Below are 25077 nucleotides of genomic sequence, written 5' to 3'. Positions count from 1 at the left end.
GTTAACTTGAGGTAAAGGCTGATGGTAAAAAAAGAGCGTAACTATCCAAAGCCGGTGCTGACGCCGGGGGAAGTGGCGAAACGTAGCGGCGTAGCGGTCTCGGCACTGCACTTTTATGAAACCAAAGGGTTGATTTCCAGCACCCGTAACAGCGGCAATCAGCGACGCTACAGCCGTGACGTACTGCGCCGCGTGGCGATCATTAAAATTGCGCAGCGTATCGGTATTCCACTGGCGACGGTAGGTGAGAGCCTGATGCATGTGCCGGCGAATAAACGTATGTCAACGCAGGAGTGGGATGCGCTGACACAGCACTGGCGTGAGGAGCTGGATAAGCGCATTGAGACGCTGACGCGGCTGCGGAACGATCTGGATGGGTGTATTGGCTGTGGCTGTTTGTCGATGCGTGACTGTCCGTTACGTAACCCCGGCGACCGGCTGGCACAGCAGGGCTCAGGCGCCGTGCTGCTTGACCCGGAGCAGGATGAGCAGGGGCGTTAATCCGCTATACTGGTGCGATACCTTTATCAGCAAGGAGCTGTGTATGATCACTGTTCATCATCTGGAAAACTCCCGTTCACATCGTGTGTTATGGCTGCTGGAAGAGCTGGCGGTACCGTATCAGATCAAACGTTATCAGCGGGAAAATACGATGCTGGCCCCTGACGAGCTGAAGAAGGTACATCCGCTGGGTAAATCACCGGTGATAACCGATGGCAACCGCGTCATTGCCGAGTCCGGTGCCATTCTGGAGTATCTGCAGCTGAAATATGACAGCGAGCAGCAGCTGACGCTAAGCAATGAAGATGAACAGATTCAGGGGCGCTACTGGCTGCATTACGCCGAGGGCTCGCTGATGCCGCTGCTGATCATCAAACTGGTCTTTGCGCAGCTAAGCAAAAAACCGGTGCCCTGGCTGCTGCGCCCAATTGGTCGCGCCATGAGTAAAGGTCTTGAGAAGGCCTGGCTGAATAAGCAGCTGGCATTGCATACCCGCGTGATTGAACAGCACTTAAGCCAGCACCCTTTTTTTGCCGGCCCGCGTTTCAGCATCGCTGATGTTCAGATGAGTTTTCCGCTGCTGGCGCTGCAGATGCGCGGCGGCCTGCACGATCTGCCTGCCACCACCCGCTGGCTGGAGGAGATGCAGCAGCGCGCCGGCTGGCAGCGGGCGCTGAAGCAGGGCGGCCCGATTAAGTTCAGCGACTGACGCCGGTCCGGAGTCCAATAACCACGCGGACCAGGGCGCCAGTGCCGCCGCAGGGGGCGCATTAATGCGCCCCGGATCAGATAACCGCATGGGCCAAGGGCGCCATTAATGGCGCCCCTACAAAAAACCGCATGGGCCAGGGCGCCGATGCCGCCGTAGGGGGCGCATTAATGCGCCCCGGGCCGAATAACCATGCGGACCAGGGCGCCATGAATGGCGCCCCTACAAAACCGCATGTGGCCCGAATCCAATAACCGCATGGGCCAAAGCGCCGGTGCCGTCGTAGGGGGCGCATTAATGCGCCCCGGAATCCGATAACCGTGGGCCAGGGCGCCATTAATGGCGCCCCTACAAAACCGCATGCGGCCGGATCCGATAACCGCGGGCCAGGGCGCCATTAATGGCGCCCCTACAAAAACCGTATGCGCCCCGGAATCCGATAACCGCGGGCCAGGGCGCCATTAATGGCGCCCCTACAAAAACCGTATGCGGCCCGAATCCGATAACCGCGTGGGCCAGGGTGCCGGTGCCGCCGCAGGGGGCGCATTCATGCGCCCCGGATCGCTCTGTGGTGTCGTTTAATCCTGTCCGGCGACGATTAACAGTTGAAAATGGCACCCCAAACGCCAGATAATCGCCTGCCTTTTTATCTCTCCCTCTTTGACGGGAAGTACATAGCTGCGTAATCGTTTGCGCCTCTTTTCTCTTTGAGAAATCCCCACCAGGGTGATGCGTAAGCAGCAGCTGTGCGGCGACTTACATCTAAAATATGCAGAGGAATAATTATGTCTGGCGACTCACGCCCGGCCAGTGGAAAACTGGACGCCTGGTTCCACATTTCAGCACGCGGCAGTAACGTGCGTCAGGAAGTGCTGGCGGGGCTCACCACCTTCCTGGCGATGGTCTACTCGGTTATTGTGGTGCCGGGCATGCTTGGTAAAGCGGGTTTTTCCCCGACGGCAGTGTTCGTTGCCACCTGCCTGGTCGCCGGTTTTGGCTCTCTTTTAATGGGATTGTGGGCTAATCTGCCGCTGGCTATCGGCTGTGCTATTTCACTTACCGCCTTCACTGCATTCAGCCTGGTGCTTGGGCAGCATATCAGCGTGCCGGTAGCGCTGGGTGCCGTATTCCTGATGGGATTACTGTTCACGTTTATCTCGGTGACCGGTATCCGCGCCTGGATCCTGCGAAACCTGCCAATGGGCGTGGCGCACGGTACCGGCGTAGGGATTGGCCTGTTCTTACTGCTGATTGCGGCAGACGGTATTGGCCTGGTGGTGAAAAATCCGGCCGCAGGCCTGCCGGTGGCGCTGGGCGACTTCACCGCGTTCCCGGTCATCATGTCGCTGGTGGGTCTGGCAGCAATCTTTGGTCTGGAAAAACGCCGCGTACCCGGCGGGATCCTGCTGACTATTCTGGCTATCTCTCTGATCGGGCTTGTGTTTGATCCAGCCGTGACCTGGCAGGGGCTGTTTGCGCTGCCGAGTCTGAAAGATGCCAGCGGCCAGTCAGCGATGTTCAGTCTCGATATCGCGGGCGCACTGCAGCCGACCGTACTGCCCAGCGTGCTGGCGCTGGTCATGACGGCGGTATTCGATGCGACCGGTACCATTCGTGCGGTCGCCGGGCAGGCTAATCTGCTGGATAAAGAAGGGCAGATCCTCAACGGCGGCCGGGCGCTGACCAGCGACTCGCTTAGCAGCCTGTTTGCGGGTCTGGTGGGTGCCTCGCCGGCGGCGGTCTATATTGAATCAGCAGCCGGTACGGCAGCCGGCGGCAAGACCGGTTTAACGGCTATCGTCGTGGGCGTACTGTTTCTGCTGATGCTGTTCATGTCGCCGCTTGCCGGTCTGGTGCCCGCCTATGCGACCGCGCCGGCGCTGATGTATGTCGGGCTATTAATGCTCAGCAACGTGGCAAAAATTGACTTCAGCGATTTCGTTGACGCCATGTCAGGCCTGCTGACCGCCGTATTTATCGTGCTGACCTGCAACATTGTGACCGGCATTATGCTGGGCTTTGCGTCACTGGTGATTGGCCGTCTGTTTGCCGGCGAATGGCGCAGGCTCAACGCGGGAACGGTAGCGATCGCTGTTGCCCTGGTCACATTCTACGCTGCAGGCTGGGCTATCTGACCAGCGGTTCCGGTCATTTCCGGATAATCCCCTGACTTTGCCAGCGCCGCACATCGGGTCCCCCTGTGTGCGGCGTTTTGTTTTACACTTTTTAGCGTAACAACCCTCGCTTTTAACCATTTCGATTCGCCTAAGGAAAGCATGGAAATCTTTTTTACTATTCTCATTATGACGCTGGTGGTATCACTCTCCGGCGTTGCGGCAAGAATCCTGCCGTTTCAAATTCCGCTGCCGCTGGTGCAGATTGCGGCGGGTGCCTTGCTGGCCTGGCCCACGTTTGGTCTGCATGTTGACTTCGATCCGGAACTCTTTCTGGTGCTGTTTATCCCGCCGCTGCTGTTTGCGGACGGCTGGAAGACGCCTATCAATGAGTTTCTGAGCCATGGCCGCGAAATCCTCGGGCTGGCGCTGGTGCTGGTGCTGATCACCGTGGTCGGTATCGGCTACCTGATCTACTGGCTGGTGCCGGGGATTCCGTTAATTCCGGCTTTTGCGCTGGCGGCCGTGCTGTCGCCGACCGATGCCGTTGCGCTGTCGGGTATCGTTGGCGAAGGGCGCATTCCAAAGAAAATCATGTCGATTGTGCAGGGTGAGGCGCTGATGAACGACGCCTCTGGCCTGGTATCGCTGAAGTTTGCGGTCGCCGTAGCCATGGGCACCATGGTCTTTACCTGGGGCGGTGCCAGCGTTGAGTTTCTCAAAGTCGCCATCGGCGGGCTGATTGCGGGTGTTGCTGTGTGCTGGCTCTACGGCCGCTCGCTGCGCCTGCTGAGCCGCTGGAGCGGGGACGATCCGGCCACGCAGACCGTGCTGCTGCTGCTGCTGCCGTTTGCCTCCTACCTGATTGCCGAACACCTTGGCGTCTCCGGTATTCTTGCCGCCGTGGCAGCCGGTATGACCATTACCCGCTCCGGTATTATTCGTCAGGCTCCGCTGGCCATGCGCCTGCGTGCAAACAGCGTCTGGCAGATGCTGGAGTTTGTCTTCAACGGCATGGTATTCCTGATGCTCGGCCTGCAGCTGCCCGATATCCTCTCAACATCCATTGAGCAGGCAAATGCCGATCCCAACGTCGAGCTGTGGATGCTGTTTACCGATGTGGCGCTGGTGTATGCGGCACTGATGATTGTGCGTTTTAGCTGGCTCTGGATCATGCAGCGCGCCAGTATGCGTCTGCTGAAGAAGAAACCGCTGGAGTTCTCTAACTACTCGCTGCGCGAGTTGCTGATTGCCTCTTTTGCGGGCGTACGCGGGGCGATTACGCTGGCGGGTGTGCTCTCGATTCCGCTGTTTCTCAGCAATGGCGATCCGTTCCCGGCGCGTTATGAACTGGTGTTTATCGCCACCGGCGTGATCCTTTTCTCGCTGTTTGTCGGCGTGATCCTGCTGCCTCTGCTGCTGCGCGGTATCGACAGCCATGATAAAGCGGGCCACCGTCATGAGCTGCAGCATGCGCGTGCCGCCATGGCGGGCGTGGCGATCGAAAGCCTGCATAAGATGGAACAGCGGCTGGAGAATGATACCGAAGAGAATATCGATCCGGAGCTGCTTAAAGAGGTCAGCCTGCGGGTAATTGGTAATCTGCGCCGCCGCGTGGATGGCAAGAATGACGTGGATCAGGCGCTGTTTGCTGAGAACCTGGAGCGTCGTTTCCGTCTGACCGCGCTGCGCGCCGAGCGTGCGGAAGTGTATCACCTGCGCGCGACGCAGCAGATTTCCAATGAAACGATGCAGCGCCTGCTGCGCGATCTCGATCTGCTGGAAGCGCTGCTGATTGAGAAAGAGGCGTAACCTCTTCAGAATGCCGCCGCGTCTCACATCTGCAGACGCGGCGCATCATCCGGCCAGTGTGTGCGACAGCAGCTGATCCAGGCTTCCGCACTGCGTGAGAGATAACTGCCTTCCCGCCAGATCAATCCGATACGCCACTCCAGCGCTGACGCCAGCGGCAGCCACGCCAGCGACTGCGGGTCCAGCCGCTGACAGATAGGTTCCGGCAGTACGGCGACGCCCATCCCTGCCTGCACCATCGCCGCCAGGAAATCCCACTGACCGCTGCGCAGCGCAATCTGCGGCGTCACGCCTTCACGCTGAAACGCCTGCATCAGCTGCCGGTTCAGGGCAAACTCTTCATTCAGGATCAGCAGCGGATGCCGGGCCAGCTCCGCCAGCGTCAGGTGCGAACGGGCGTGCCAGGCCGCACTGCGCGACACCAGCACGCAAAGCGGATGGCGCATCAGCTCCAGCGTGTTAAGCGGTAAATCCGGTTCAACCGGCAGCGCGGTAAGTGCAATATCCAGCGCGCCGCTCAGCACTGCCTGCTGTGCGGTCAGCCCGCCTGACTCTGCAATATGCAGCTGCACGCCCGGATAGCGGCGCTGAAAGGCTGAAATAGAGCCGGCGATCTGCATGCCCACCATGGGCGGAATGCCCAGGCGCAGCTCACCGGTTTTCAGCTGATTGATATCACCAATCTGCGCTTCCAGCTGATGAAACTCCTGCAGGATCGCAAGTCCGCGCTGATAGACCGCCTGACCGCTGTCGGTCAGATGCAGCCGGCGTCCCTCCCGCCGCAGCAGCGCACATCCCAGCTCCTCTTCCAGCTGACGCACCATTTTGCTAATGGTGGGCTGCGTAACATAAAGCTGTTCAGCTGCACGGGTAAAACTCTGCTGCTGTATCACAGCCACAAAGTAACGCAGAGCGCGTATATCCATAATCATTCCTTAATGGCATAGTCCGGATGATTTTAATTCATTTCTTTCACGGTTAGCGGCAGATTTATACTGCGTTTCTCACCTTAATTACCGGAGATCGCTATGGCTGTCGCCACTCACCCGCGCCCCCGCCTGCTGCAGCGCCTGATGCTGCCGCTGCAACTACTGCTTTATATCGGGCTGTTCAGCGCCTGTGATGCCCTGGTGCGGTGGCTGCACCTGCCGCTGCCGGCAAACGTACTCGGCATGGTCGTGCTGCTGTTATTGATCGTTTTACGCGTGTTGCCGCTGGGCTGGGTCCGTGCCGGGGCAAACTGGCTGCTGGCTGAAATGCTGCTGTTTTTTATTCCGGCGGTAGTGGCCGTGGTGAATTACAGCGATCTGCTGCGCAGTGAGGGATGGCGTATTTTTGTTGTGATCGCGATAAGCACGCTGCTGGTGCTGGCGGTTACGTCGCTGGTGGTCGATCGTCTCTACCGGTTTGAAACGGCGCGGGCAGCACGCAGGCAGGACAGCTATGAGTAATGCCATCATCAGCCTGCTCTGTCTGGCGCTCACCCTGCTGGTGTATTACCTCAATAAGTATCTTTACCGGCGCTGGCGGCGGCTGATGCTGATGCCGCTGGTGCTGACGCCGCTGGTGCTGGTCGGCTTGCTGCTCATCACCCATGTCAGCTGGCAAAACTATATTGCGGAGAGCCACTGGCTGCTCTGGCTGCTGGGCCCGGCCACGCTGGCGTTTGCCGTGCCGGTGTATGAAAACATGGCGCTTATCCGGCGTCACTGGCTGTCGCTGAGTGCCGGCGTACTGACCGCAACCACGGTTGCCGTCTGCAGCTCAGTCTGGCTGGCGCGTCTGCTGGCGCTGCCGGAGAGTATTCAGCGCAGCCTGGCGGTGCGTTCGGTTACCACGCCGTTTGCGCTGGCCGCAGCCGGTCCGATGGGCGGACAACCCGATCTGGTCGCGCTGTTTGTGGTGATCACAGGCGTATTTGGCATGGCTACAGGGGATATTCTTTTTCTGCGCATCGCCATAAAACAGGGCGTGGCAAAAGGCGCCGGGCTGGGCGCGGCTTCTCACGGTGCCGGAACGGCCCGCGCTTACCAGATTGGTCAGCAGGAGGGCGTGGTTTCCAGCCTGGTGATGATGCTTTCCGGTGTGGTAACGGTTCTGCTGGCGCCGCTTATGAGCCATCTGCTGTGGCACGCCTGACACGTTTATTGATAAAACGTTCCCGCTGTAATTTAATTTTACGTAAAGGTTTCCAATAAAAGTTGTGTCTGACGACTATGCTAACTACTCTTTGCGCCGACTTATTTTTTCCTTCATGGAGTGGATTAGCATGATCAAGCAACTTGTTACCGGAAGCGTTTTGGGCCTTGCACTGCTGAGCGGTAGCGTACAGGCAATTGAGGGCAGTGTTGACGTGGGTGAGCATAGCACCAACCTGAACCTTGGCCTCGGTACCACCTCTCCGGGCCTGTTTCTGAAAGGTAACTGGCTGCGCAGCGACCATGACGGCAGCACTTACGGTGCAGGTCTGGGCTATAACATCGATGTGGGCGATCTGCGCGTCGCGCCAACGGCAAAAGCGCTGTTTACGCATCCGGAAGATGGCCGTGATGGTTTCACCATCGCCGTAGGTGCAGGCGCACAATACAGCTTCAACAGCATGTGGGGTCTGTATGGTGAATATTACTACGCACCGGAAGCGTTTTCCGATCGTCTGGACAGCTATCAGGAAGCGTCAGGCGGCCTGAGCTTTACGCCAGTTTCACTGCTGAACCTGCGCGTGGGCTACCAGTATATTGAGCTGAACAACAAAGGCAGCCGCAAAGATAACGTGCTGGTAGATGGCCCATACGTCGGTGCATCACTGCGCTTCTGATCTGCCGCTGCAAACCAGGGGCGCATAAATGCGCCCCCTACGTTACCCCCCACACGGGCGTCATTAATGACGCCCGTGTTGATTCCCGCACCGCATCCGATGACGTCATAAATGACGCCCTAGCCGATGCCCGCACGCAATTGAATGACGCCGTTCATGACGATGGATACCGTGCGCGTAATAAACCAGGGGCGCATAAATGCGCCCCCTGCATCGCCCCGCGTAGGGGCGTCATTAATGACGCCCGTGTCGATTCCCGCACCGCAATTGAATGACGCCGTTCATGACGATGGATACCGTGCGCGCAATAAATCAGGGGCGCATAAATGCGCCCTCTACATCGCCCCGCGTAGGGGCGTCATTAATGACGCCCGTGTCGATTCCCGCACCGCAATTGAATAACGCCATTCATGACGACCGGGTTAACTCCGGTGTGCCTGCGATCAGTGCGATTTCCCCTGTGAAATACCAATACCGGTTTGCGAACGGATAAACTGTCCGCGGAACCGCGCGCGTTCCTGTGCGCCCTGGGCTGAGTGATCGGTAATGGAAAACAGCCAGGTGCAGACAAAGGCGACCAGCATGGAGAACAGCGCCGGGTACTCATAAGGATAAACCGGCGTAGCGTGGCCCAGCACCTGAACCCAGACGGTAGGGCCCAGAATCATCAACACGACTGCCGTGAGCAGACCCAGCCAGCCACCTACCATTGCACCGCGCGTGGTGAGCTTCGACCAGTACATCGAGAGCAGAATAATCGGGAAGTTGCAGCTGGCAGCAATCGAGAAGGCCAGCCCGACCATAAAGGCGATGTTCTGCTTCTCAAACAGAATGCCCAGCGCAATAGCGACGACCCCCAGCACCAGCACGGTGATTTTAGAGACGCGCAGCTCTTCACGCTCCGTGGCCTGACCTTTGCGGATCACGCTGGCATAGAGATCGTGCGAAACCGCCGACGCGCCCGCCAGTGTCAGCCCGGCCACCACCGCCAGAATCGTAGCGAACGCCACCGCTGAGATAAAGCCGAGGAACAGGCTGCCACCTACCGCATTGGATAAATGCACCGCTGCCATATTGGTACCGCCAATCAGGGCACCGCTGGCGTCTTTGAATATCGGGTTTGCGCCTACCAGCAGAATGGCACCAAAACCGATGATGAAGGTCAGGAAATAGAAGTAACCCATAAAGCCGGTGGCCCAGAACACGCTCTTACGCGCCTCGCGCGCATCAGCCACGGTAAAGAAGCGCATCAGAATGTGTGGCAGTCCCGCGGTACCAAACATCAGCCCCAGTCCCAGCGACAGCGCCGAGATAGGATCTTTCACCAGCCCGCCAGGCTGCATAATCGCCGCGCCTTTGGGGTGCACCGCCATCGCCTCAGTAAACAGCGTGTTAAAGCTGAAACCGGTGGTTTTCATTACCATAATCGCCATAAAGCTGGCCCCAAACAGCAGCAGCACCGCTTTAATGATCTGCACCCAGGTAGTCGCGAGCATGCCGCCGAACAGCACATACAGCACCATCAGAATGCCGACCAGCACCACGGCAATATGATAATCAAGGCCGAACAGCAGCTGGATAAGCTTGCCGGCCCCCACCATCTGTGCAATCAGATAGAGTGCAACCACCACCAGCGAACCGCAGGCGGAGAGGGTACGGATCGGTTTCTGCTGCAGCCGGTAGGAGGCAACATCGGCAAAGGTATAGCGTCCGAGGTTGCGCAGCCGCTCAGCGATCAGAAACAGGATCATTGGCCAGCCAACCAGAAAGCCGAGCGAATAGATCAGCCCGTCATAGCCCGAGGTATAGACCAGCGCCGAGATGCCGAGAAACGAGGCGGCTGACATAAAATCACCCGCCATCGCCAGGCCATTCTGGAAACCGGTAATATTGCCGCCTGCGGTGTAGTAATCGCTGCGTGAGCGGGTGCGCTTTGACGCCCACCAGGTAATACCCAGCGTGAACGCAACAAACACCACAAACATGATAATCGCTTCATAGTTGGTTGCCTGCTTCTGGACGTCGCCGGTCAGCGCATCGGCTGCCAGGACGCCTGCTGGCGCCAGCGCCAGCAGAATCGGGAGCGCGCGCTTCATGATTTTACCTCGCTGACGATCTGTTTAGTCAGGCGATCAAACTCGCCGTTGGCGCGCCAGACATAGACGCCGGTAAGCAGAAAAGAGACCACAATCAGGCCCACGCCAATCGGAATACCGCGCGTCACATTGGTGCCGGCATGCAGCGGCGTGCCGAGCCAGCCGGGCGCAAATGCGATCAGCAGGATAAACCCGACATACAGGACCAGCATAATGATGCTCAGCAGCAGCGCAAAAGCCTGGCGCTTATGCACCAGTTCCTGAAAACGGGGGTTGTTTTCTATTTGTTGCCAGACGGCTTCCTGTTGATTCAGGGTGTCATTCATCACAGTTTCTCCAGAGGCAAAGCAGACGGAAATCTCACATTAATGTGCTTTAACGGATTGAATATTCTGGTTATCAGGGTTGTGCGATGGTGAACAGCATACGGCGTAAGGTGAACTAACGGAGAGAAGCCTGCCGGGGACAGGCTGATGCTCTCCGCTGATAAGGGCAATGATTACGGCATGGCGATCGACTGCTTCTCCTCCAGTAATTTCTCTACTACGCCTGGATCGGCCAGCGTAGAGGTATCGCCAAGGTTGCTGGTATCGCCCGCTGCAATTTTACGCAGAATACGCCGCATAATTTTACCGGAGCGGGTTTTTGGCAGTGAGTCGGTCCAGTGCAGCACGTCCGGCGTGGCGATAGGGCCGATCTCTTTACGTACCCAGTTACGCACTTCCGTATACAGCTCCGCTGATGGTTCTTCACCCTGATTCAGCGTGATATAGGCGTAAATAGCCTGGCCTTTGATGCTGTGCGGAATACCGACAACGGCCGCTTCAGCAATTTTCGGATGTGAAACCAGCGCGGACTCAATCTCTGCGGTGCCCAGCCGGTGTCCGGAAACGTTCAGGACATCATCCACGCGTCCGGTGATCCAGTAGTAGCCATCTTCATCGCGTCGCGCGCCGTCACCGCTGAAATAGCGATGCTTAAACGTGGAGAAATAGGTCTGTTCAAAGCGTTCATGATCGCCAAACAGCGTGCGCGCCTGACCAGGCCAGGAGTCGTTAATCACCAGGTTACCTTCGGTTGCGCCCTCAAGCTGATTGCCTTCGTTGTCCACCAGCGCCGGCTGCACGCCGAAGAAGGGTTTGGTAGCGGAGCCCGCTTTCAGCTCGGTGGCACCCGGCAGCGGTGTGATCATGAAGCCGCCGGTTTCGGTCTGCCACCAGGTATCAACAATCGGGCAGCGACTGTCGCCAATCTTTTTGTAATACCACTCCCAGGCTTCCGGATTGATCGGTTCACCTACGGAACCCATAATGCGCAGACTGCTGCGTCGGGTGCCTTCAATGGCCCGGTCGCCTTCCGCCATCAGCGCGCGAATAGCGGTGGGTGCAGTGTAGAGCAGGGTCACGTTGTGCTTGTCGACGACCTCCGCCATCCGGCTCGGTTTCGGCCAGTTGGGCACCCCTTCAAACATCAGCGTGGTGGCGCCACAGGCCAGCGGGCCATAGAGCAGATAGCTGTGACCGGTGATCCAGCCGACATCGGCGGTGCACCAGTAAACGTCGTCGTCATGGTAATCAAAAACATACTTAAAGGTGCTGGCGGCATAGACCAGATAGCCGCCGGTGGTATGCAGTACGCCTTTTGGCTTCCCGGTCGAACCGGAGGTATACAGAATAAACAGCGGGTGTTCCGCTTCAACCGCCACCGCTTCATGCTCTGCGCTGGCCTGGCTGACAAGATTGTGCCACCAGAGATCGCGTCCCTCGTGCCACGCCGTGGTTTTTCCGGTGCGCTGAAATACGATCACATTCTTCACGCTGGTCACCAGCGGATTAGCCAGCGCGTCATCAACATTCTTTTTCAGCGGAATGGCGCGTCCGGCGCGGATACCCTCATCCGCTGTGATCACCAGCTTCGCATTGCTGTCGACCACGCGACCCGCCACGGCTTCCGGCGAAAAACCGCCGAAAATCACCGAGTGCACGGCACCAATGCGCGCGCAGGCCAGCATCGCCACGGCTGCCTCCGGCACCATCGGCATATAAATGGCCACCACATCGCCTTTTTTAATCTCAAGCTGCGTTAATACATTTGCCATACGGCAGACGTCAGCGTGCAGCTCACGGAAGGTCAGCGTTTTACTTTCACTGGCGTCATCCCCTTCCCAGATAATGGCCGGGCGATCGCCCCGCGTCGCCAGATGGCGATCCAGGCAGTTAGCCGCAAGGTTCAGCGTGCCATCTTCATACCAGCGGATAGAGATATTACCCGGCGCAAACGAGGTATTTTTCACCGTGCTGTAAGGCGTGATCCAGTCGAGAATTTTCCCCTGCTCACCCCAGAAGGTGTCTGGATCGTCTACTGACTGCTGATAGCGCGCCGTATATTCGTCGGCATTAATCAGGGCGTTCGCTGCAATGGCAGCGGGTACAGGATGCTTGTGAATTTGGCTCATGGCTGACCTCCTTGAAGATGTTAATCATATGTCAATCAAAGGTTAATTGAAGAGGGGGCCGGGGCTTTGTTTCGGTTTTGCAGTCTGGATCACGACCTGTCGGCATGCAGTAAAGCGTACAAAAACGGCGGTTCTGCCGGCAAAAAAGTGCACTGCTGACAGCGACCGGCAGCAGGCAAGACGCGGTTTTGCGATTAAATGTTGAGCAAACGCGCCGGGTGAGAAAATCACCAAATCTGAATAGCTATGCGGAAAATTATCGAACTAACGCTTTTCATAACAGCGGGTTATAGCCACAGAACCACAACAGCATTTTATGCTACTGAGCTGCGCACGATTTAAGCTATCGCGCCGGGGGTTGCATTTACCGTAGTGAAAATGGTACTTATCTGGCCGCTGTTCAGCAGGTATCAACTCAGGCTGTATCCTTGCGCTGGCGCAAATTGCCGGCAGAACAAAGCGGAATACAGCCCATTATAACCCTCTATTTTATCGGGCTTTTGCTCACTTCCCTGTGTGTACCATCTCCTGCACCTTCGCAGCAGAGCAAAGGGGTTTTAACTGAGGAAATAACGCGTTATGAAAGGTTTTAAACTCACCCTCGCCTGGCAGATCCTGATTGCCCTGATCCTTGGCATTATCGTAGGAACCGTGCTGCATAATCAGCCAGACGATCGTGAATGGTTAATCACCAACATTCTTACTCCTGCCGGTGATATCTTCATTCATCTGATTAAGATGATTGTGGTGCCGATTGTTATTTCCTCGCTGATTGTTGGCATTGCCGGCGTCGGGGACGCGAAAAAACTCGGGCGTATCGGGGTGAAAACCATTATCTATTTTGAAGTGATCACCACCATTGCCATTGTGGTCGGCATAACGCTGGCCAACGTATTCCAACCCGGCAGCGGCATTGATATGTCAACGCTGGCAACGGTGGACATCTCTAAATATGAAGCCACCACCGAAGCGGTTCAGGGCGCCCCTCATGGCCTGGTCAGCACCATCCTGTCACTGATCCCGCAGAACATCTTCGCCTCGCTGGTAAAAGGCGATATGTTGCCGATTATTTTCTTCTCAGTGCTGTTTGGCCTGGGCCTGTCGGCGCTGCCGTCGGAACATCGCGATCCGCTGGTCGGCCTGTTCCGCTCGGTATCAGAAACCATGTTCAAAGTGACGCACATGATCATGCGTTATGCGCCGGTGGGCGTATTTGCACTGATTGCGGTGACCATTGCGAACTTCGGTTTTGCATCGCTCTATCCGCTGGCAAAACTGGTGCTGCTGGTTTATGCCGCCATCCTGTTTTTCGCCTTTGTCGTGCTCGGTGCGGTCGCGCGTTTCTGCAAGCTGCGTATTACTACCCTGATGCGTATTCTGAAGGATGAGCTGATTCTGGCTTACTCCACCTCCAGTTCAGAGACGGTGCTGCCACGCATTATGCAGAAGATGGAGGCGTATGGTGCGCCGAAAGCGATTACCAGCTTTGTGGTGCCGACCGGTTACTCCTTCAATCTGGATGGCTCTACGCTCTACCAGAGTATTGCCGCCATCTTTATTGCACAGCTTTATGGCATTGACCTGTCGCTGACTGATGAGATCATCCTGGTGCTGACGCTGATGGTGACCTCAAAAGGCATTGCCGGTGTCCCGGGTGTCTCGTTCGTGGTGCTGCTGGCAACGCTGGGCAGCGTGGGCATTCCGCTTGAAGGGCTGGCGTTTATCGCAGGCGTTGACCGCATTATGGATATGGCGCGTACAGCGCTGAACGTGGTGGGAAATGCGCTTGCTGTGCTGGTGATCGCCCGCTGGGAAAATCAGTTTGACGCTAAGCAGGCCGCCGCCTACGAGCTGCAGCTGCGCACGCAAAGCGCCACCTGATCCGCTATTAAGCATAAAAAAAACCCGCCGCTGGCGGGTTTTTTTATGCCTGCTGCCGTAAAAATAAAAAATTCTGCGCGGCTGCACATGAATTAACAATTCTTTGTGGTATAAGTTTTTCGGAATAAATAATTCATTCGCAGGAGCGTATTATGACCCTTGATCTCAATAAGATGATCACCGAAAGCCGCAATCCGGCCAGCCAGAATATTGACGAGCTTAGTACGGAAGCGATGCTGCGCGTCATTAATGATGAAGATAAAAAGGTGGCGCTGGCCGTAGAGGCGATTGTGCCGCAGATCGCGCAGGTCACAGAGGCGATTGCACACGCCTTTAGCCAGGGCGGACGACTGATTTACTGCGGTGCCGGTACCTCCGGCCGGCTCGGTATCTTGGACGCCAGCGAGTGTCCGCCTACTTTTGGTACCCCGCGCGATCAGGTAGTAGGGCTGATTGCCGGTGGCCATACGGCGATCCTGCAGGCGGTAGAGAATGCGGAGGATAACGCCGGACGCGGGGCAGAGGACCTGGCGGATATCGGTTTTGGTGCCCGCGATGTGCTGGTCGGAATTGCCGCCAGCGGCCGCACCCCCTATGTGCTGGGCGCGCTTGCTTATGCACGTGAACAGGGTGCATTTACCGCAGCGCTGACCTGCAACCCCGACAGTGCGATGGCGCAGGCGGCTGATGTCGCACTGACGCCGGTTGTGGGGCCGGAAGTGGTAACCGGCTCATCGCGTATGAAGGCGGGCACGGCACAGAAGCTGGTGCTGAATATGCTCAGCACCGGGGCGATGATCCGCAGCGGCAAGGTATATGGCAACCTGATGGTAGATGTGGAAGCCACCAACCAGAAACTGGTTCAGCGCCAGATAAACATCGTTAAGCAGGCCACCGAATGCGACGACGCGACGGCACAGCAGGCGCTGACGGCGTGCGGCGGTCACTGTAAAACCGCGATTGTCATGGTGCTCGCCGGCCTGACGGCAGAAGAGGCGCGTACGCTGCTGGAGCAGAATCGCGGGTTTATCCGCGCCGCATTACGTGATTCAGGAGTACGCTGATGGCTGCAATCACCGAAACGCTGCTGCGCGATATTCTGCGGGCCGTGGGCGGGCCCGGTAACGTAGCGATATGCGGCAACTGCATGACCCGCCTGCGCCTGACGCTGGTCAATGCCGCGCTGGCGGATAGCCCGCAGCTGAAACAGCTGCCCGGCGTACTGGGCGTCATTATCAGTGACGCCCAGCTGCAGATTGTACTGGGGCCTGGCAAAGCGCAAACCGCAGCGGAAAAGATGCAGGTGCTGCTCAGTGAAAACGGGCCGGCACAGGATCTGCAGACGATCGCACAGGCGCAAAAGCAGCAGATGAAAGCGAAACAGAGCAGTGCGCTGCACCGCTTTCTCGCCTGCTTTGCCACCATCTTTACGCCGCTTATCCCGGGATTTATCGGGGCCGGACTGCTGCTCGGTTTTGCCACTCTGACTGAGCAGCTGTTTCACCTTAATCAGCCGGGTGAGCACGCTTCGTGGCTGCTGGCGACCGTGGCCTACATGAAAGTGTTTGGCAAAGGGCTGTTTACCTTTCTCAGCATTCTGATCGGCTATAACGCCCAAAAAGCGTTTGGCGGCACCGGCGTCAACGGCGCGATTATCGCCTCGCTGTTTGTGCTCGGCTACAGCCCGGAGGCGACCGTTGGCTACTACAGTGGAATGGAAAACTTCTTCGGGCTGACCATCGATCCGCGCGGCAATATTATCGGCGTGCTGCTGGCCGCGATATTTGGCGCCTGGACAGAGAAGCAGCTGCGTAAAATCATTCCCGATAATCTGGATATGATCCTCACCTCGCTGCTGACGCTGCTGATCACCGGCGCGGTGACGTTTCTGTTCATTATGCCGGTGGGTGGCGAGCTGTTTAAAGGGATGTCGTGGCTGTTTATTCACCTCAACAACAATCCGTTTGGCTGTGCCATCCTGGCCGGGCTGTTTTTAATTGCGGTGATGTTCGGTATTCATCAGGGCTTTATTCCCGTCTATTTTGCGCTGATGGAGACGCAGGGCTTTAACTCGCTGTTTCCCATTCTGGCGATGGCAGGAGCAGGACAGGTCGGCGCCTCGCTGGCGCTGTGGTGCAAAGCCGGAAAGCAGTCGCTGCTGCGCAGCCAGATCAAAGGCGCGATTGTGCCGGGTCTGCTGGGCGTGGGTGAGCCGCTGATTTACGGGGTGACGCTGCCGCGCCTCAAACCTTTTGTAACCGCCTGCTTTGGTGGTGCGCTGGGCGGCTTTTTTATTGGTCTGGTGGCCTGGCTCGGCCTGCCGGTAGGGATGAACACGGTGTTTGGCCCGTCCGGCCTGGTTACGCTGCCGCTGATGACCTCAGCACAGGGCATTTTTGCCGGGATGGCGGTCTATCTTGCCGGTCTGCTGGTCGCCTGGACGGGCGGGTTTCTCTTCACCTGGTGGTGGGGCATGAAAAATATCGATTTGGGTTAATGCCCGCTGCGGGCGCAGCAAAAAGGCGTTACGCACGCTGCTGCGCCCGTCAGGTTTTACCGTTTCCTCCATCGCGGCTAAATAATAGTGTGAGCTGCAGCGCAGAATCCCGCTTTTGCTTTATCTCTTTTCCCACCGTATACAACGGGTTGCAGATTCAATGCTTTTTTAGCAGCAAGAAATAAATCATCAGCGCTTAAGTCATCCTGCTCATCAGCCGATAGATCCAGAGTAATTTTTATTAGCCTGAATTAACCAGGGATTTCTGTATGCGCAACAACCAGCCCGTCACACAGCGTGAATTCATTTTTAACGATGATGCGACGCTGATGTCGACCACCGATCTCAGCAGCCATATCACCTATGCCAACGACGCTTTCATTGAGGTCAGCGGCTTCACGCCGGAAGAGGTCAACGGCCAGCCTCATAACATGGTGCGTCATCCGGATATGCCGCCCGAAGCGTTTGCCGATATGTGGCACACGCTGCAACAGGGGCAGCCCTGGAGTGCGCTGGTGAAAAACCGGCGTAAAAATGGTGACCACTACTGGGTGCGGGCCAATGCGGTGCCGGTGGTGCGCGAAGGGTGCGTGCGCGGCTATATGTCAGTACGGACCAAACCGTCAGCGGCAGAAGTGCAGCAGGCTGAAACGCTGTACCGCGATTTTCGCGAAGGACGCAGTAAAGGACGCTGCTTCTATAAAGGATTGATTATCGGCAGCGGCTGGCGTCGCGCCACGTCGCTGCTGAAAACGCTGCCGCTGCGCTGGCGCATTCGTTCAACGCTGCTGCTGCTGCTGCCGCTGTTAGCCGGCAGCGCATGGGGGGCAGGTCTCACGGCGCTGGCGCTCGGCGGCTTCAGCGTCGCAACCGCGCTCTGCCTGCTGCTGGCGAGCCTCTGGCTGGAGCAGCAGATCTCGCGCCCCGTGGAGCGGATGTGCCAGCAGGCGCTCAGCGTGGCGACCGGTAACAGCCATAAAGTCGATCAGCCCGACCGCGTGGATGAAATCGGCATGACGCTGCGCGCCATTGGTCAGCTGGGGCTGATGTTCCGCTGGCTGGTGGATGATGTCAGTGGTCAGGCGATCAACGTACTCAGCGCCAGTGATGCGATGGCGCGCAGCAACAGTGAGCTTTCCCGCCGGACTGAACAGGCAGCTGCTAACGTGCAGCAGACGGCCGCCACCATGAATGAGATGACGGCTACCGTGAAGAGCAACACTGAAACCGCCAGCGAGGTGAATGCGCTGTCGGGCACCACCAGCCACGCTGCTATCAAAGGTGGCGAGGTGATGCAGGAGATGGCAGGCATGATGGGTGATATTGCCGACAGCGCGAAGCGCATCGCCAGCATCACCAGCGTGATTGACAGCATCGCGTTTCAGACCAATATCCTCGCGCTTAATGCGGCGGTAGAAGCGGCACGTGCCGGTGAGCAGGGCAAAGGTTTTGCCGTGGTCGCGGGTGAAGTCCGCAATCTCGCGCAGCGCAGCGCAAAAGCCGCCAGCGAAATCAAAACGCTGGTGGAGACCAGCGCCAGCCGCGTAGCGTCAGGCAACGACTATGCGGCTGCTGCGGGCCGCACCATGCAGGATATTGTCAGCCAGGTGCAAAATGTGACGACGCTGATTGCGCAGATCAGCGCCGCCACCGCCGAGCAGGCCACGGCACTGAGCGAGGTCAGCACGGCGGTAGAAGATCTGGATGATATCACCCACCAGAACGCCGCGCGCGTGGCTGAAGGCGCAGAAGCATCAACCCGCATGGCGCATCAGGCGAACCGTCTGGTTGAGGCGATTAGCGTATTCCGCTAACGCTCACGCCACTTCCCGCCCGGCGCGCAGTGCGCCGGGTGACGTGCCCGTTACCCGTTTGAAGGCGCGGCTGAACGCGGCCAGCGAGCCATAACCCAGCTCAAACGCCACGTTCTCCACCGCCTCGCCCTGAGCGACAATACGCTCTTTCGCCAGCCGCATACGCAGGTCGGTGAGATAGCGCAGCGGCGTCATGCCGGTGGCGTTCTGAAAGCGGGCAGCGAATACCGAGCGCGAGCTGCCGGAGGCGCGCGCCAGCCGCTCCACCGTCCAGTTTTCGCCCGGCGCACGGTGCATCGCCGCCATCGCCAGACTCAGGCGCGGGTCGCGCAGCGCCTGAACCAGACCGCTGCCGGCGCCGCAGCCGTTCTCCACCCAGCCGCGCACGATCTGCGCGGCCACCACATCCGCCAGCCGCGAAAGAATGCCGGCGAAACCCGCTTTGCGCTGGCGGGTTTCCCGCTCCATCGCATCCAGAATCGGCTGGATCTCCGGATACTGTCCCAGCAGGGTACTGACCAGCATGACATCCGGCATGGTGTGCACCAGCGGCTGCATCCCGCCCAGTTCAAATGCCATACAGGCACTGAACAGGATCACATCGCTGTCCGCCGGGCAGAGATCGGCGTCTGCCGCATCGTTGATCGCGCAGACGCTGGGGCAGATGGGCTTACTGTTAAACGTGGCGATCGGTTCACAGTGCGCCGTCTCATCTGAGATCAGCGCATGCGCTTTTCCGTGCGGGATCAGTAACGCGTCACCCGCCTGCAGCGGATAGAGCGTACCGGAGGCGGCACGCAGCAGCAGCGTACCGCGCCCGACAAAATGCAGCTGCGCCCGGCCTGGCGCCTCGTCATACTGCAGGCCAAAAGGCGCATGCAGCGCAATCCGCTGATATTTTACGCCATACAGGCGCATGCCCATCAGCAGTTCGCTGGTCAGATCTTCATAGCGGCTCATTGCAATCCAGACGAATTATCAAGTAATAAACTTTCTGTATCATAGATCGTCTTACTGCAGCGCTCTATCCTTAGCGGAAATTATTTTTTTGTGATGGGGATCGCACATGAGTCTGGAAAGTGAGCTGACAACGGCCCGCGTGGCGGCAGAAAAACCTGCGTGGGGCGCCGTGTTTGCTATGGCATTTGGCGTGTTTGGCCTGATTACCGCTGAATTTTTGCCGGTCAGTCTGCTGACGCCGATAGCGGCTTCGCTGCAGGTCAGCGAAGGTCAGGCGGGACAGACGGTGACGGTAACCGCGCTGGTCGCGCTGCTCACCAGCCTGGTGATTGGTACCCTGACGCGGCGGTTCGATCGTCGCCTGGTGATGCTGGCGTTTACCCTGCTGCTTATCGCCTCAGCGCTGCTGGTGGCCGTGGCTGACAGCCTGCCGATGATCCTGCTGGCACGGGTGCTGCTGGGCATGGCGATTGGCGGCTTCTGGACACTCTCAACCGCCATCACCATGCGGCTGGTGCCGCCGGAGCAGGTACCGCGCGCGCTGTCGATTGTCTTTAGCGGTATTTCGCTGGCGACAATTATTGCAGCACCGCTCGGCAGCTATCTCGGCGATGTGATTGGCTGGCGCAATATCTTTTTCATGACGGGTCTGCTGGGCGTGCTGGCGCTGCTGTGGCAGTGCTTCACGCTACCGGCCATGCCACCGGAAAACCGGACGCAGAGCGGCGGCGTGCTTGATCTGCTGCGGCAGGGCGTGATGCGCTGGGGAATGCTGGCGGTGATCCTGATGTTCACCGGACATTTTGCTTTCTTTACCTACCTGCGACCTTACCTGGAGGGCAGCGCGCAGCTTAACGTTAATCAGCTGTCGCTTGCGCTGCTGGCGTTTGGGGTGGCTAACTTCTTTGGCACCTCGCTGGCAGGCGTGCTGGTCACGCGCAGCCTCTCACTGACGCTGACCGGCATGGCGCTGCTGATGAGCGTGACGGCCGTTGTGCTCTCAGCCATGGCGCAGCTGCCGTGGCTGGTGGGCGCTGGCGTGGCGCTGTGGGGACTGGCATTTGGCTCCATGCCCACCGGCTGGTCGGCATGGATTTCGCGTGCCGTGCCTGATGATGCAGAGTCCGGCGGCGGGCTGCTGGTGGCGACTATTCAGCTGGCGATCACGGCGGGCGCGGCGGCGGGCGGCTGGATGTTTGACCTGCAGGGGGCCGGCGGCGTCTTTATGGCAAGCGGCGTCATGATGCTGCTGGCGGCGATAACCATCTATACGCGCGTCAGGCAGCACGGCTAAAGTGCTGCGGCAGGGCTTTTTCTGATTTAGGGGCGGCGTGTGCCGCCCTTTGCATTTCCGCGCGTTGCTTTGCCGGTTTTCTGCACAGATGCGCTACCTTTAGTGACAACTACACCAGGGGGAGAGAGGCAATGAGCCAGTTTTTTATGCATGAAAAGAACGATCTGGTTAACGAAGCCATTGAAGGTATTTTACTCAGCACGCCGTGGCGTAACCTGCGTCGTCTCGATTTAGGCGATGAGATGCGCGTAGTGGTGCGTTCAGACTGGGATAAAAGCAGAGTGGCGCTGATCTCAGGCGGCGGATCGGGTCATGAGCCGGCGCACGCCGGGTTTGTCGGTAAAGGCATGCTGACAGCGGCCGTTTGCGGCGATATTTTCGCTTCGCCCGGCGTGGAAGCGATCCTTAACGCCATTATCAACGTGACCGGTGACGCAGGCTGTCTGCTGATCGTTAAAAACTACACCGGCGATCGCCTTAATTTTGGTCTGGCCGCCGAAAAAGCCAAAAATCTGGGCTATCACGTTGAGCTGGTGATGGTGGAGGATGATATTGCGCTGCCGGATAATCCGCAGCCGCGCGGTCTTGCCGGCACCGCACTGGTGCATAAGATTGCGGGCTACGCGGCTGAACACGGGCATTCACTGCAGGAGGTAAAAGCGCTGGCGCAGCGGGCGATTGATGCCACTTCCACCATTGGCCTGGCGTTTGCCACCTGCCATCTTCCCGGAGAAAAGCGCGATGCGCGCGTGGCGCCGGGTCACAGCGAGCTGGGGATGGGGATCCACGGCGAGCCGGGTGTGATTACGCTGGATACGCAGGACAGCGGAAAAATCACCGCGCTGATGACGGATAAACTGGCGCAGGCGCTGCCGGACGGTAAGCTGGCGCTGTTACTCATCAACAATTTAGGCGGGTTTTCTCAGCTTGAGCTGGCGCTGCTGACGCGCGAAGTGCTGCGCACGCCGCTGGCGGCGCGTATTACGCACCTTATTGGTCCCGCTACGCTGGTCAGTGCGCTGGATATGAAGGGCTTTTCACTCTCTGTGCTGGCGCTGGAAGAGTCATTCCTGCTGGCGCTGCAGGCACCGGTTCAGGTGCAGGGGTGGGTAGCGCCTTATGAGTTTGCGCCCATCAGTCTGCAGACGGCAGAGAAAGTCAGCAGCGCGCTCGATTTCGATCCCTCAGAAAATGATGAGGTGGCGGGCTGGATCACGCGCGTCACGCAGACACTCATCGATCTGGAGAGCGAACTGAACGCGCTGGATGCAAAAGTCGGTGATGGTGATACCGGCTCCACGTTCGCGGCGGGTGCAAAACGTATTCAGCGCCCCCTGCAGGAGAAGCAGCTGCCGCTGAATGAGTTGCCAACGCTGATCGCGCTGATTGGCGAGCAGCTGGCAGGCGCGATGGGCGGTTCCAGCGGCGTACTGATGTCGATTCTGTTTACCTCTGCCGGCCAGCATCTGGAAGAGGGCAGCTCGCTGCCGGAGGCGTTAATGCAGGGGCTGGAGCGCATGAAGCACTATGGTGGCGCCGAGCCAGGCGATCGCACGCTGATTGACGCGCTGCAGCCGGCGCTTGAAAAACTGGTGGCGGGTGAATCACTGGCCGCTGCCGCGCAGGCGGCGGCAGAAGGTGCAGAGGCCACGGCACAGATGAACAGTGCAAAGGCGGGACGTTCAGCCTATCTCAATCAGCAGAGTCTGGATGGGGTAAAAGATCCCGGTGCGTATGCGGTAGAAAAAGTGTTTCAGGTAATGGCAGGCTGAGTAGCCCGCCGGACGGATACAGCCGGGAGCAGCGTCCGTCTTCTCAGCAGACAGAAGACGGGCGCTGTCGCCCGTTATTCGCCGGCCGGTTCTTTAGCCGCCTCGCGCAGCATCTCCTGATGCGGAATATCCTGCAGGATCTGCTCAAAACTGCGCAGACGCTTGTAAATCGACATCAGCTCTACCAGCGTTGACCAGGAGGTGATCAGATACTGGAAGGAGGAGCGCACCTGGTCAAATACGTTGAGGATCTGATTCATCAGGCCCAGCGTCAGCGCACCGGCCACAATAGCCGGAAACAGCAGAAACACGCCAAACACATTATCTACCTGCAGATAGAGAAAGCGCGTCACGTTAAAGTAGAGGTAGTGGAAGTAGAGCCGGAAGTAGTTGTAGCGCACCCGGCTGAACAGGGCCTGCACCGTCGGCGGTGATGCGCGCGACGGATCATCTTCGCCATACACCAGCTCTTTACGGTAGGCCGCTTCTACCCGCTGATTGCGGAACTCCAGCCCCGGCAGCTTGATGCCAACCAGCGCCAGCAGTGCGGTGCCAAACAGTGACCAGAGGATAGCGGCAATCACCAGACCATAGGGCGTTGAACCGAGGACTGGAATATCTTTGACATGCTTTGACAGCGCCAGCAGCACCGGCAGGAACGCCACCAGCGTCATGATCGCTTTGATAAAGCTGACTCCCCAGTCTTCCAGCGTGGTGGAGAAACGCATGGTATCTTCCTGCACACGCTGTGCCGCCCCCTCTACATGCCGCAGCCGCTGCCAGTTATGCATGTAGTAGCTGTTCATTGCGGTACGCCAGCGAAAAATCCAGTGGCTGATGAAAAAGACGTTGGCGACCAGAATGGTTACAGCGATAAGCGCAATGCCGAGAAAATCGCTGATCTCGCTGTAAAACTGGTTAATTTGTACGGCACCCGCTTTGGTCAGCGCTTTCTGGATCAGATCGTAAAACGGTTCATACCAGGCGTTAACCGCAACGTTGACCTGAACGTTAAACCAGGTGACAAAGATGATCAGTGCTGTACCCCAGACCGACCAGCGCTGCCACGGATGGCGATCGATTATCATCCACGCGATGGCGAACAGGGCGACGGCTGACCAGTAATAGCCGTAAAACCAGAGCTGGCTGGCGTGAATAAACCGGCTGGCATTGGTCGGCAGCGGCTGCTGCATCGCGGCCTGCAGCGCAGGCCAGTGCGCCGGCAGATCGCTGAAGAAGCCAAACCAGGCAAAGAGAACAATCACACTCCAAATCGCTGCCGAGCTGAAAAAGGCGCCGGGCCGCGGAAAAAAGGATTTAAACATAAGCACTCCGCTGTGGTGTAGACACGTTTATACCGCTATTTCTGTTTATCTGTCTGTAGTGGGTTGTTTCTGAGCATGACAATTCCGCCACCGGAATGTAAATCAGGGCGGGAAAATGTTAAGTATTTTGTGCGTAATTGTTTCGGAAAACTAAATTCGTTACCGTTTCGGTGTTACAATTGTCGTCTTGTTACCGGTAACAAACGTGCTGTATCCCTTAAGTCAAGAATAAAAACCATTACAACGCAACTACTTAACCTTCCATGCCGCATTATATGCGGTACTGAGGCAATGTCATGTCAGAACAAAAAAAGGGTCATTCACGTCGTGATTTCCTGCTGAGGACAATCACCCTGGCACCCGCTGTGGCGGTAGGTTCAACTGCTATGGGCGCGCTGGTGGCACCTGCTGCCGCCCGCGACACAGCAGCACCGGCGTCAGCGCAGCCGGCACGCGACTATCAGCCAGGCTGGTTTACCGCCGAAGAGTTTGCTTTCATTACAGCCGCCGTGGCGCGGCTGATCCCCAGCGATGAGCGCGGGCCGGGGGCGCTGGAGGCTGGCGTACCGGAATTTATCGATCGTCAGATGAATACGCCTTACGCTACCGGCAGCAACTGGTATATGCAGGGACCTTTTCACCCGGATATGCCGAAAGAGCTGGGTTATCAGCTGCCGCTGGTGCCGCAGCAGATCTATCGCTTAGGCATTGCCGATGCCAACGCCTGGAGTGAAAAACAGCATGGCAAGGTGTTCGCCAGCCTGAGCGGTGAACAGCAGGATGCGCTGCTGAGCGCCTTTGAAACCGGTAAGGCTGAGTTTGCCCAGCTGCCGGCAAAAACCTTCTTCTCTTATCTGCTGCAGAATACCCGCGAAGGCTTTTTCTGCGATCCGATCCATGGCGGCAACCAGGGCATGGTGGGCTGGAAGCTGATTGGCTTCCCGGGCGCCCGCGCCGACTTTATGGATTGGGTAGAGCGCGGTGAACGTTATCCGTTCCCGTCAGTCGATATTCGCGGAGCGAGGGCGTAAG

General features: G+C 58.0%; 20 protein-coding genes. 14 read left to right on the top strand and 6 right to left on the bottom strand.

From position 1 onward, the window contains the following. The first annotated feature begins 21 nt into the window (after nucleotides 1-21). The 4 genes from soxR to BBA90_RS18075 all read left to right on the top strand — a co-directional run bounded on the left by soxR (nucleotide 22) and on the right by BBA90_RS18075 (nucleotide 5136). Nucleotides 22-501 carry a redox-sensitive transcriptional activator SoxR gene (gene soxR / locus BBA90_RS18090; RefSeq protein WP_065650343.1) on the top strand — a complete coding sequence of 160 codons (480 nt, stop codon included), beginning with the start codon at nucleotides 22-24 and terminating at the stop codon, nucleotides 499-501. A gap of 43 nt (nucleotides 502-544) precedes the next feature. Then, nucleotides 545-1210, top strand: coding sequence for a glutathione S-transferase family protein (locus tag BBA90_RS18085; protein ID WP_065650519.1), 666 nt, complete (start codon nucleotides 545-547; stop codon nucleotides 1208-1210). A gap of 785 nt (nucleotides 1211-1995) precedes the next feature. Continuing rightward, entirely contained in the window at nucleotides 1996-3345 is a 1350-nt protein-coding gene (locus tag BBA90_RS18080; RefSeq protein ID WP_065650342.1) for an NCS2 family permease, read from the top strand. A 141-nt stretch (nucleotides 3346-3486) separates the two neighbouring features. Next, on the top strand, nucleotides 3487-5136 hold the full coding sequence (locus BBA90_RS18075) for a Na+/H+ antiporter (protein WP_065650341.1): 1650 nt from the start codon (nucleotides 3487-3489) through the stop codon (nucleotides 5134-5136). A 23-nt stretch (nucleotides 5137-5159) separates the two neighbouring features. Here BBA90_RS18075 and BBA90_RS18070 read toward each other — a convergent pair whose 3' ends face one another. Continuing rightward, nucleotides 5160-6062, bottom strand: coding sequence for a LysR family transcriptional regulator (locus BBA90_RS18070; protein WP_065650340.1), 903 nt, complete (start codon nucleotides 6060-6062; stop codon nucleotides 5160-5162). A 102-nt stretch (nucleotides 6063-6164) separates the two neighbouring features. On the opposite strand from BBA90_RS18070, the gene BBA90_RS18065 reads away from it, so the two are divergent. The 3 genes from BBA90_RS18065 (at nucleotide 6165) to BBA90_RS18055 (ending at nucleotide 7951) form a co-directional block, all read left to right on the top strand. Continuing rightward, a complete protein-coding gene (locus BBA90_RS18065) occupies nucleotides 6165-6587 on the top strand; it encodes a CidA/LrgA family protein (protein WP_065650339.1) in 423 nt (140 codons plus the stop codon). Further along, the gene (locus BBA90_RS18060) at nucleotides 6580-7275 is read left to right on the top strand and encodes an LrgB family protein (RefSeq protein WP_065650338.1); all 696 of its coding nucleotides are present in this window, start codon (nucleotides 6580-6582) and stop codon (nucleotides 7273-7275) included. The genes BBA90_RS18065 and BBA90_RS18060 overlap by 8 nt, the downstream gene beginning before the upstream one ends. Nucleotides 7276-7405: 130 nt before the next feature. Further along, on the top strand, nucleotides 7406-7951 hold the full coding sequence (locus tag BBA90_RS18055) for a YfaZ family outer membrane protein (protein ID WP_039382044.1): 546 nt from the start codon (nucleotides 7406-7408) through the stop codon (nucleotides 7949-7951). 443 nt (nucleotides 7952-8394) lie between these two features. On the opposite strand, the gene BBA90_RS18050 is transcribed toward BBA90_RS18055, so the two are convergent. From BBA90_RS18050 to acs, 3 genes are all read right to left on the bottom strand, one after another. Next, a complete protein-coding gene (locus tag BBA90_RS18050) occupies nucleotides 8395-10047 on the bottom strand; it encodes a cation acetate symporter (RefSeq protein ID WP_065650337.1) in 1653 nt (550 codons plus the stop codon). Then, a complete protein-coding gene (locus tag BBA90_RS18045) occupies nucleotides 10044-10373 on the bottom strand; it encodes a DUF485 domain-containing protein (RefSeq protein ID WP_039382048.1) in 330 nt (109 codons plus the stop codon). The genes BBA90_RS18050 and BBA90_RS18045 overlap by 4 nt, the downstream gene beginning before the upstream one ends. 173 nt (nucleotides 10374-10546) lie before the next feature. Next, nucleotides 10547-12502 (bottom strand): acetate--CoA ligase, encoded by a 1956-nt coding sequence (gene acs / locus BBA90_RS18040; protein ID WP_065650336.1) that lies wholly within the window; start codon nucleotides 12500-12502, stop codon nucleotides 10547-10549. Between the two features lie 579 nt (nucleotides 12503-13081). Between acs and gltP the strand changes: the two genes are divergently transcribed. The 4 genes from gltP (at nucleotide 13082) to BBA90_RS18020 (ending at nucleotide 18694) form a co-directional block, all read left to right on the top strand. Next, the gene (gene gltP / locus BBA90_RS18035; RefSeq protein WP_065650335.1) at nucleotides 13082-14383 is read left to right on the top strand and encodes a glutamate/aspartate:proton symporter GltP; all 1302 of its coding nucleotides are present in this window, start codon (nucleotides 13082-13084) and stop codon (nucleotides 14381-14383) included. Nucleotides 14384-14535: 152 nt separating this feature from the next. Then, the gene (murQ, locus tag BBA90_RS18030) at nucleotides 14536-15447 is read left to right on the top strand and encodes an N-acetylmuramic acid 6-phosphate etherase (protein WP_065650334.1); all 912 of its coding nucleotides are present in this window, start codon (nucleotides 14536-14538) and stop codon (nucleotides 15445-15447) included. Continuing rightward, nucleotides 15447-16880: a PTS N-acetylmuramic acid transporter subunit IIBC gene (gene murP / locus BBA90_RS18025; protein ID WP_065650333.1), complete on the top strand. Its 1434-nt coding sequence runs from the start codon at nucleotides 15447-15449 to the stop codon at nucleotides 16878-16880. The genes murQ and murP overlap by 1 nt, the downstream gene beginning before the upstream one ends. Before the next feature lie 269 nt (nucleotides 16881-17149). Further along, entirely contained in the window at nucleotides 17150-18694 is a 1545-nt protein-coding gene (locus BBA90_RS18020) for a methyl-accepting chemotaxis protein (RefSeq protein WP_065650332.1), read from the top strand. A 3-nt stretch (nucleotides 18695-18697) separates the two neighbouring features. Here the strand turns inward: BBA90_RS18020 and BBA90_RS18015 are convergent, their stop codons facing one another. Beyond that, nucleotides 18698-19654: an AraC family transcriptional regulator gene (locus BBA90_RS18015; protein WP_065650331.1), complete on the bottom strand. Its 957-nt coding sequence runs from the start codon at nucleotides 19652-19654 to the stop codon at nucleotides 18698-18700. 106 nt (nucleotides 19655-19760) lie between these two features. On the opposite strand from BBA90_RS18015, the gene BBA90_RS18010 reads away from it, so the two are divergent. Together BBA90_RS18010 and BBA90_RS18005 are read left to right on the top strand one after the other, a co-directional pair. Beyond that, the gene (locus BBA90_RS18010; RefSeq protein ID WP_065650330.1) at nucleotides 19761-20948 is read left to right on the top strand and encodes an MFS transporter; all 1188 of its coding nucleotides are present in this window, start codon (nucleotides 19761-19763) and stop codon (nucleotides 20946-20948) included. A 131-nt stretch (nucleotides 20949-21079) separates the two neighbouring features. Next, nucleotides 21080-22720: a dihydroxyacetone kinase subunit DhaK gene (locus tag BBA90_RS18005; RefSeq protein ID WP_065650329.1), complete on the top strand. Its 1641-nt coding sequence runs from the start codon at nucleotides 21080-21082 to the stop codon at nucleotides 22718-22720. Between the two features lie 74 nt (nucleotides 22721-22794). Here the strand turns inward: BBA90_RS18005 and sbmA are convergent, their stop codons facing one another. Then, complete coding sequence (gene sbmA, locus BBA90_RS18000; protein WP_065650328.1) at nucleotides 22795-24045, bottom strand: peptide antibiotic transporter SbmA; 1251 nt, start codon at nucleotides 24043-24045, stop codon at nucleotides 22795-22797. A gap of 296 nt (nucleotides 24046-24341) precedes the next feature. Here sbmA and BBA90_RS17995 point away from each other — a divergent pair, with 296 nt between their 5' ends. After that, nucleotides 24342-25076 (top strand): gluconate 2-dehydrogenase subunit 3 family protein, encoded by a 735-nt coding sequence (locus BBA90_RS17995; RefSeq protein WP_065650327.1) that lies wholly within the window; start codon nucleotides 24342-24344, stop codon nucleotides 25074-25076. Nucleotide 25077 lies beyond the last annotated feature (1 nt).

The sequence above is a fragment of the Pantoea eucrina genome, from assembly GCF_001691555.1.
Classification (GTDB): domain Bacteria; phylum Pseudomonadota; class Gammaproteobacteria; order Enterobacterales; family Enterobacteriaceae; genus Pantoea; species Pantoea borealis.
This window is presented reverse-complemented; position numbering and strand designations above follow the sequence as displayed.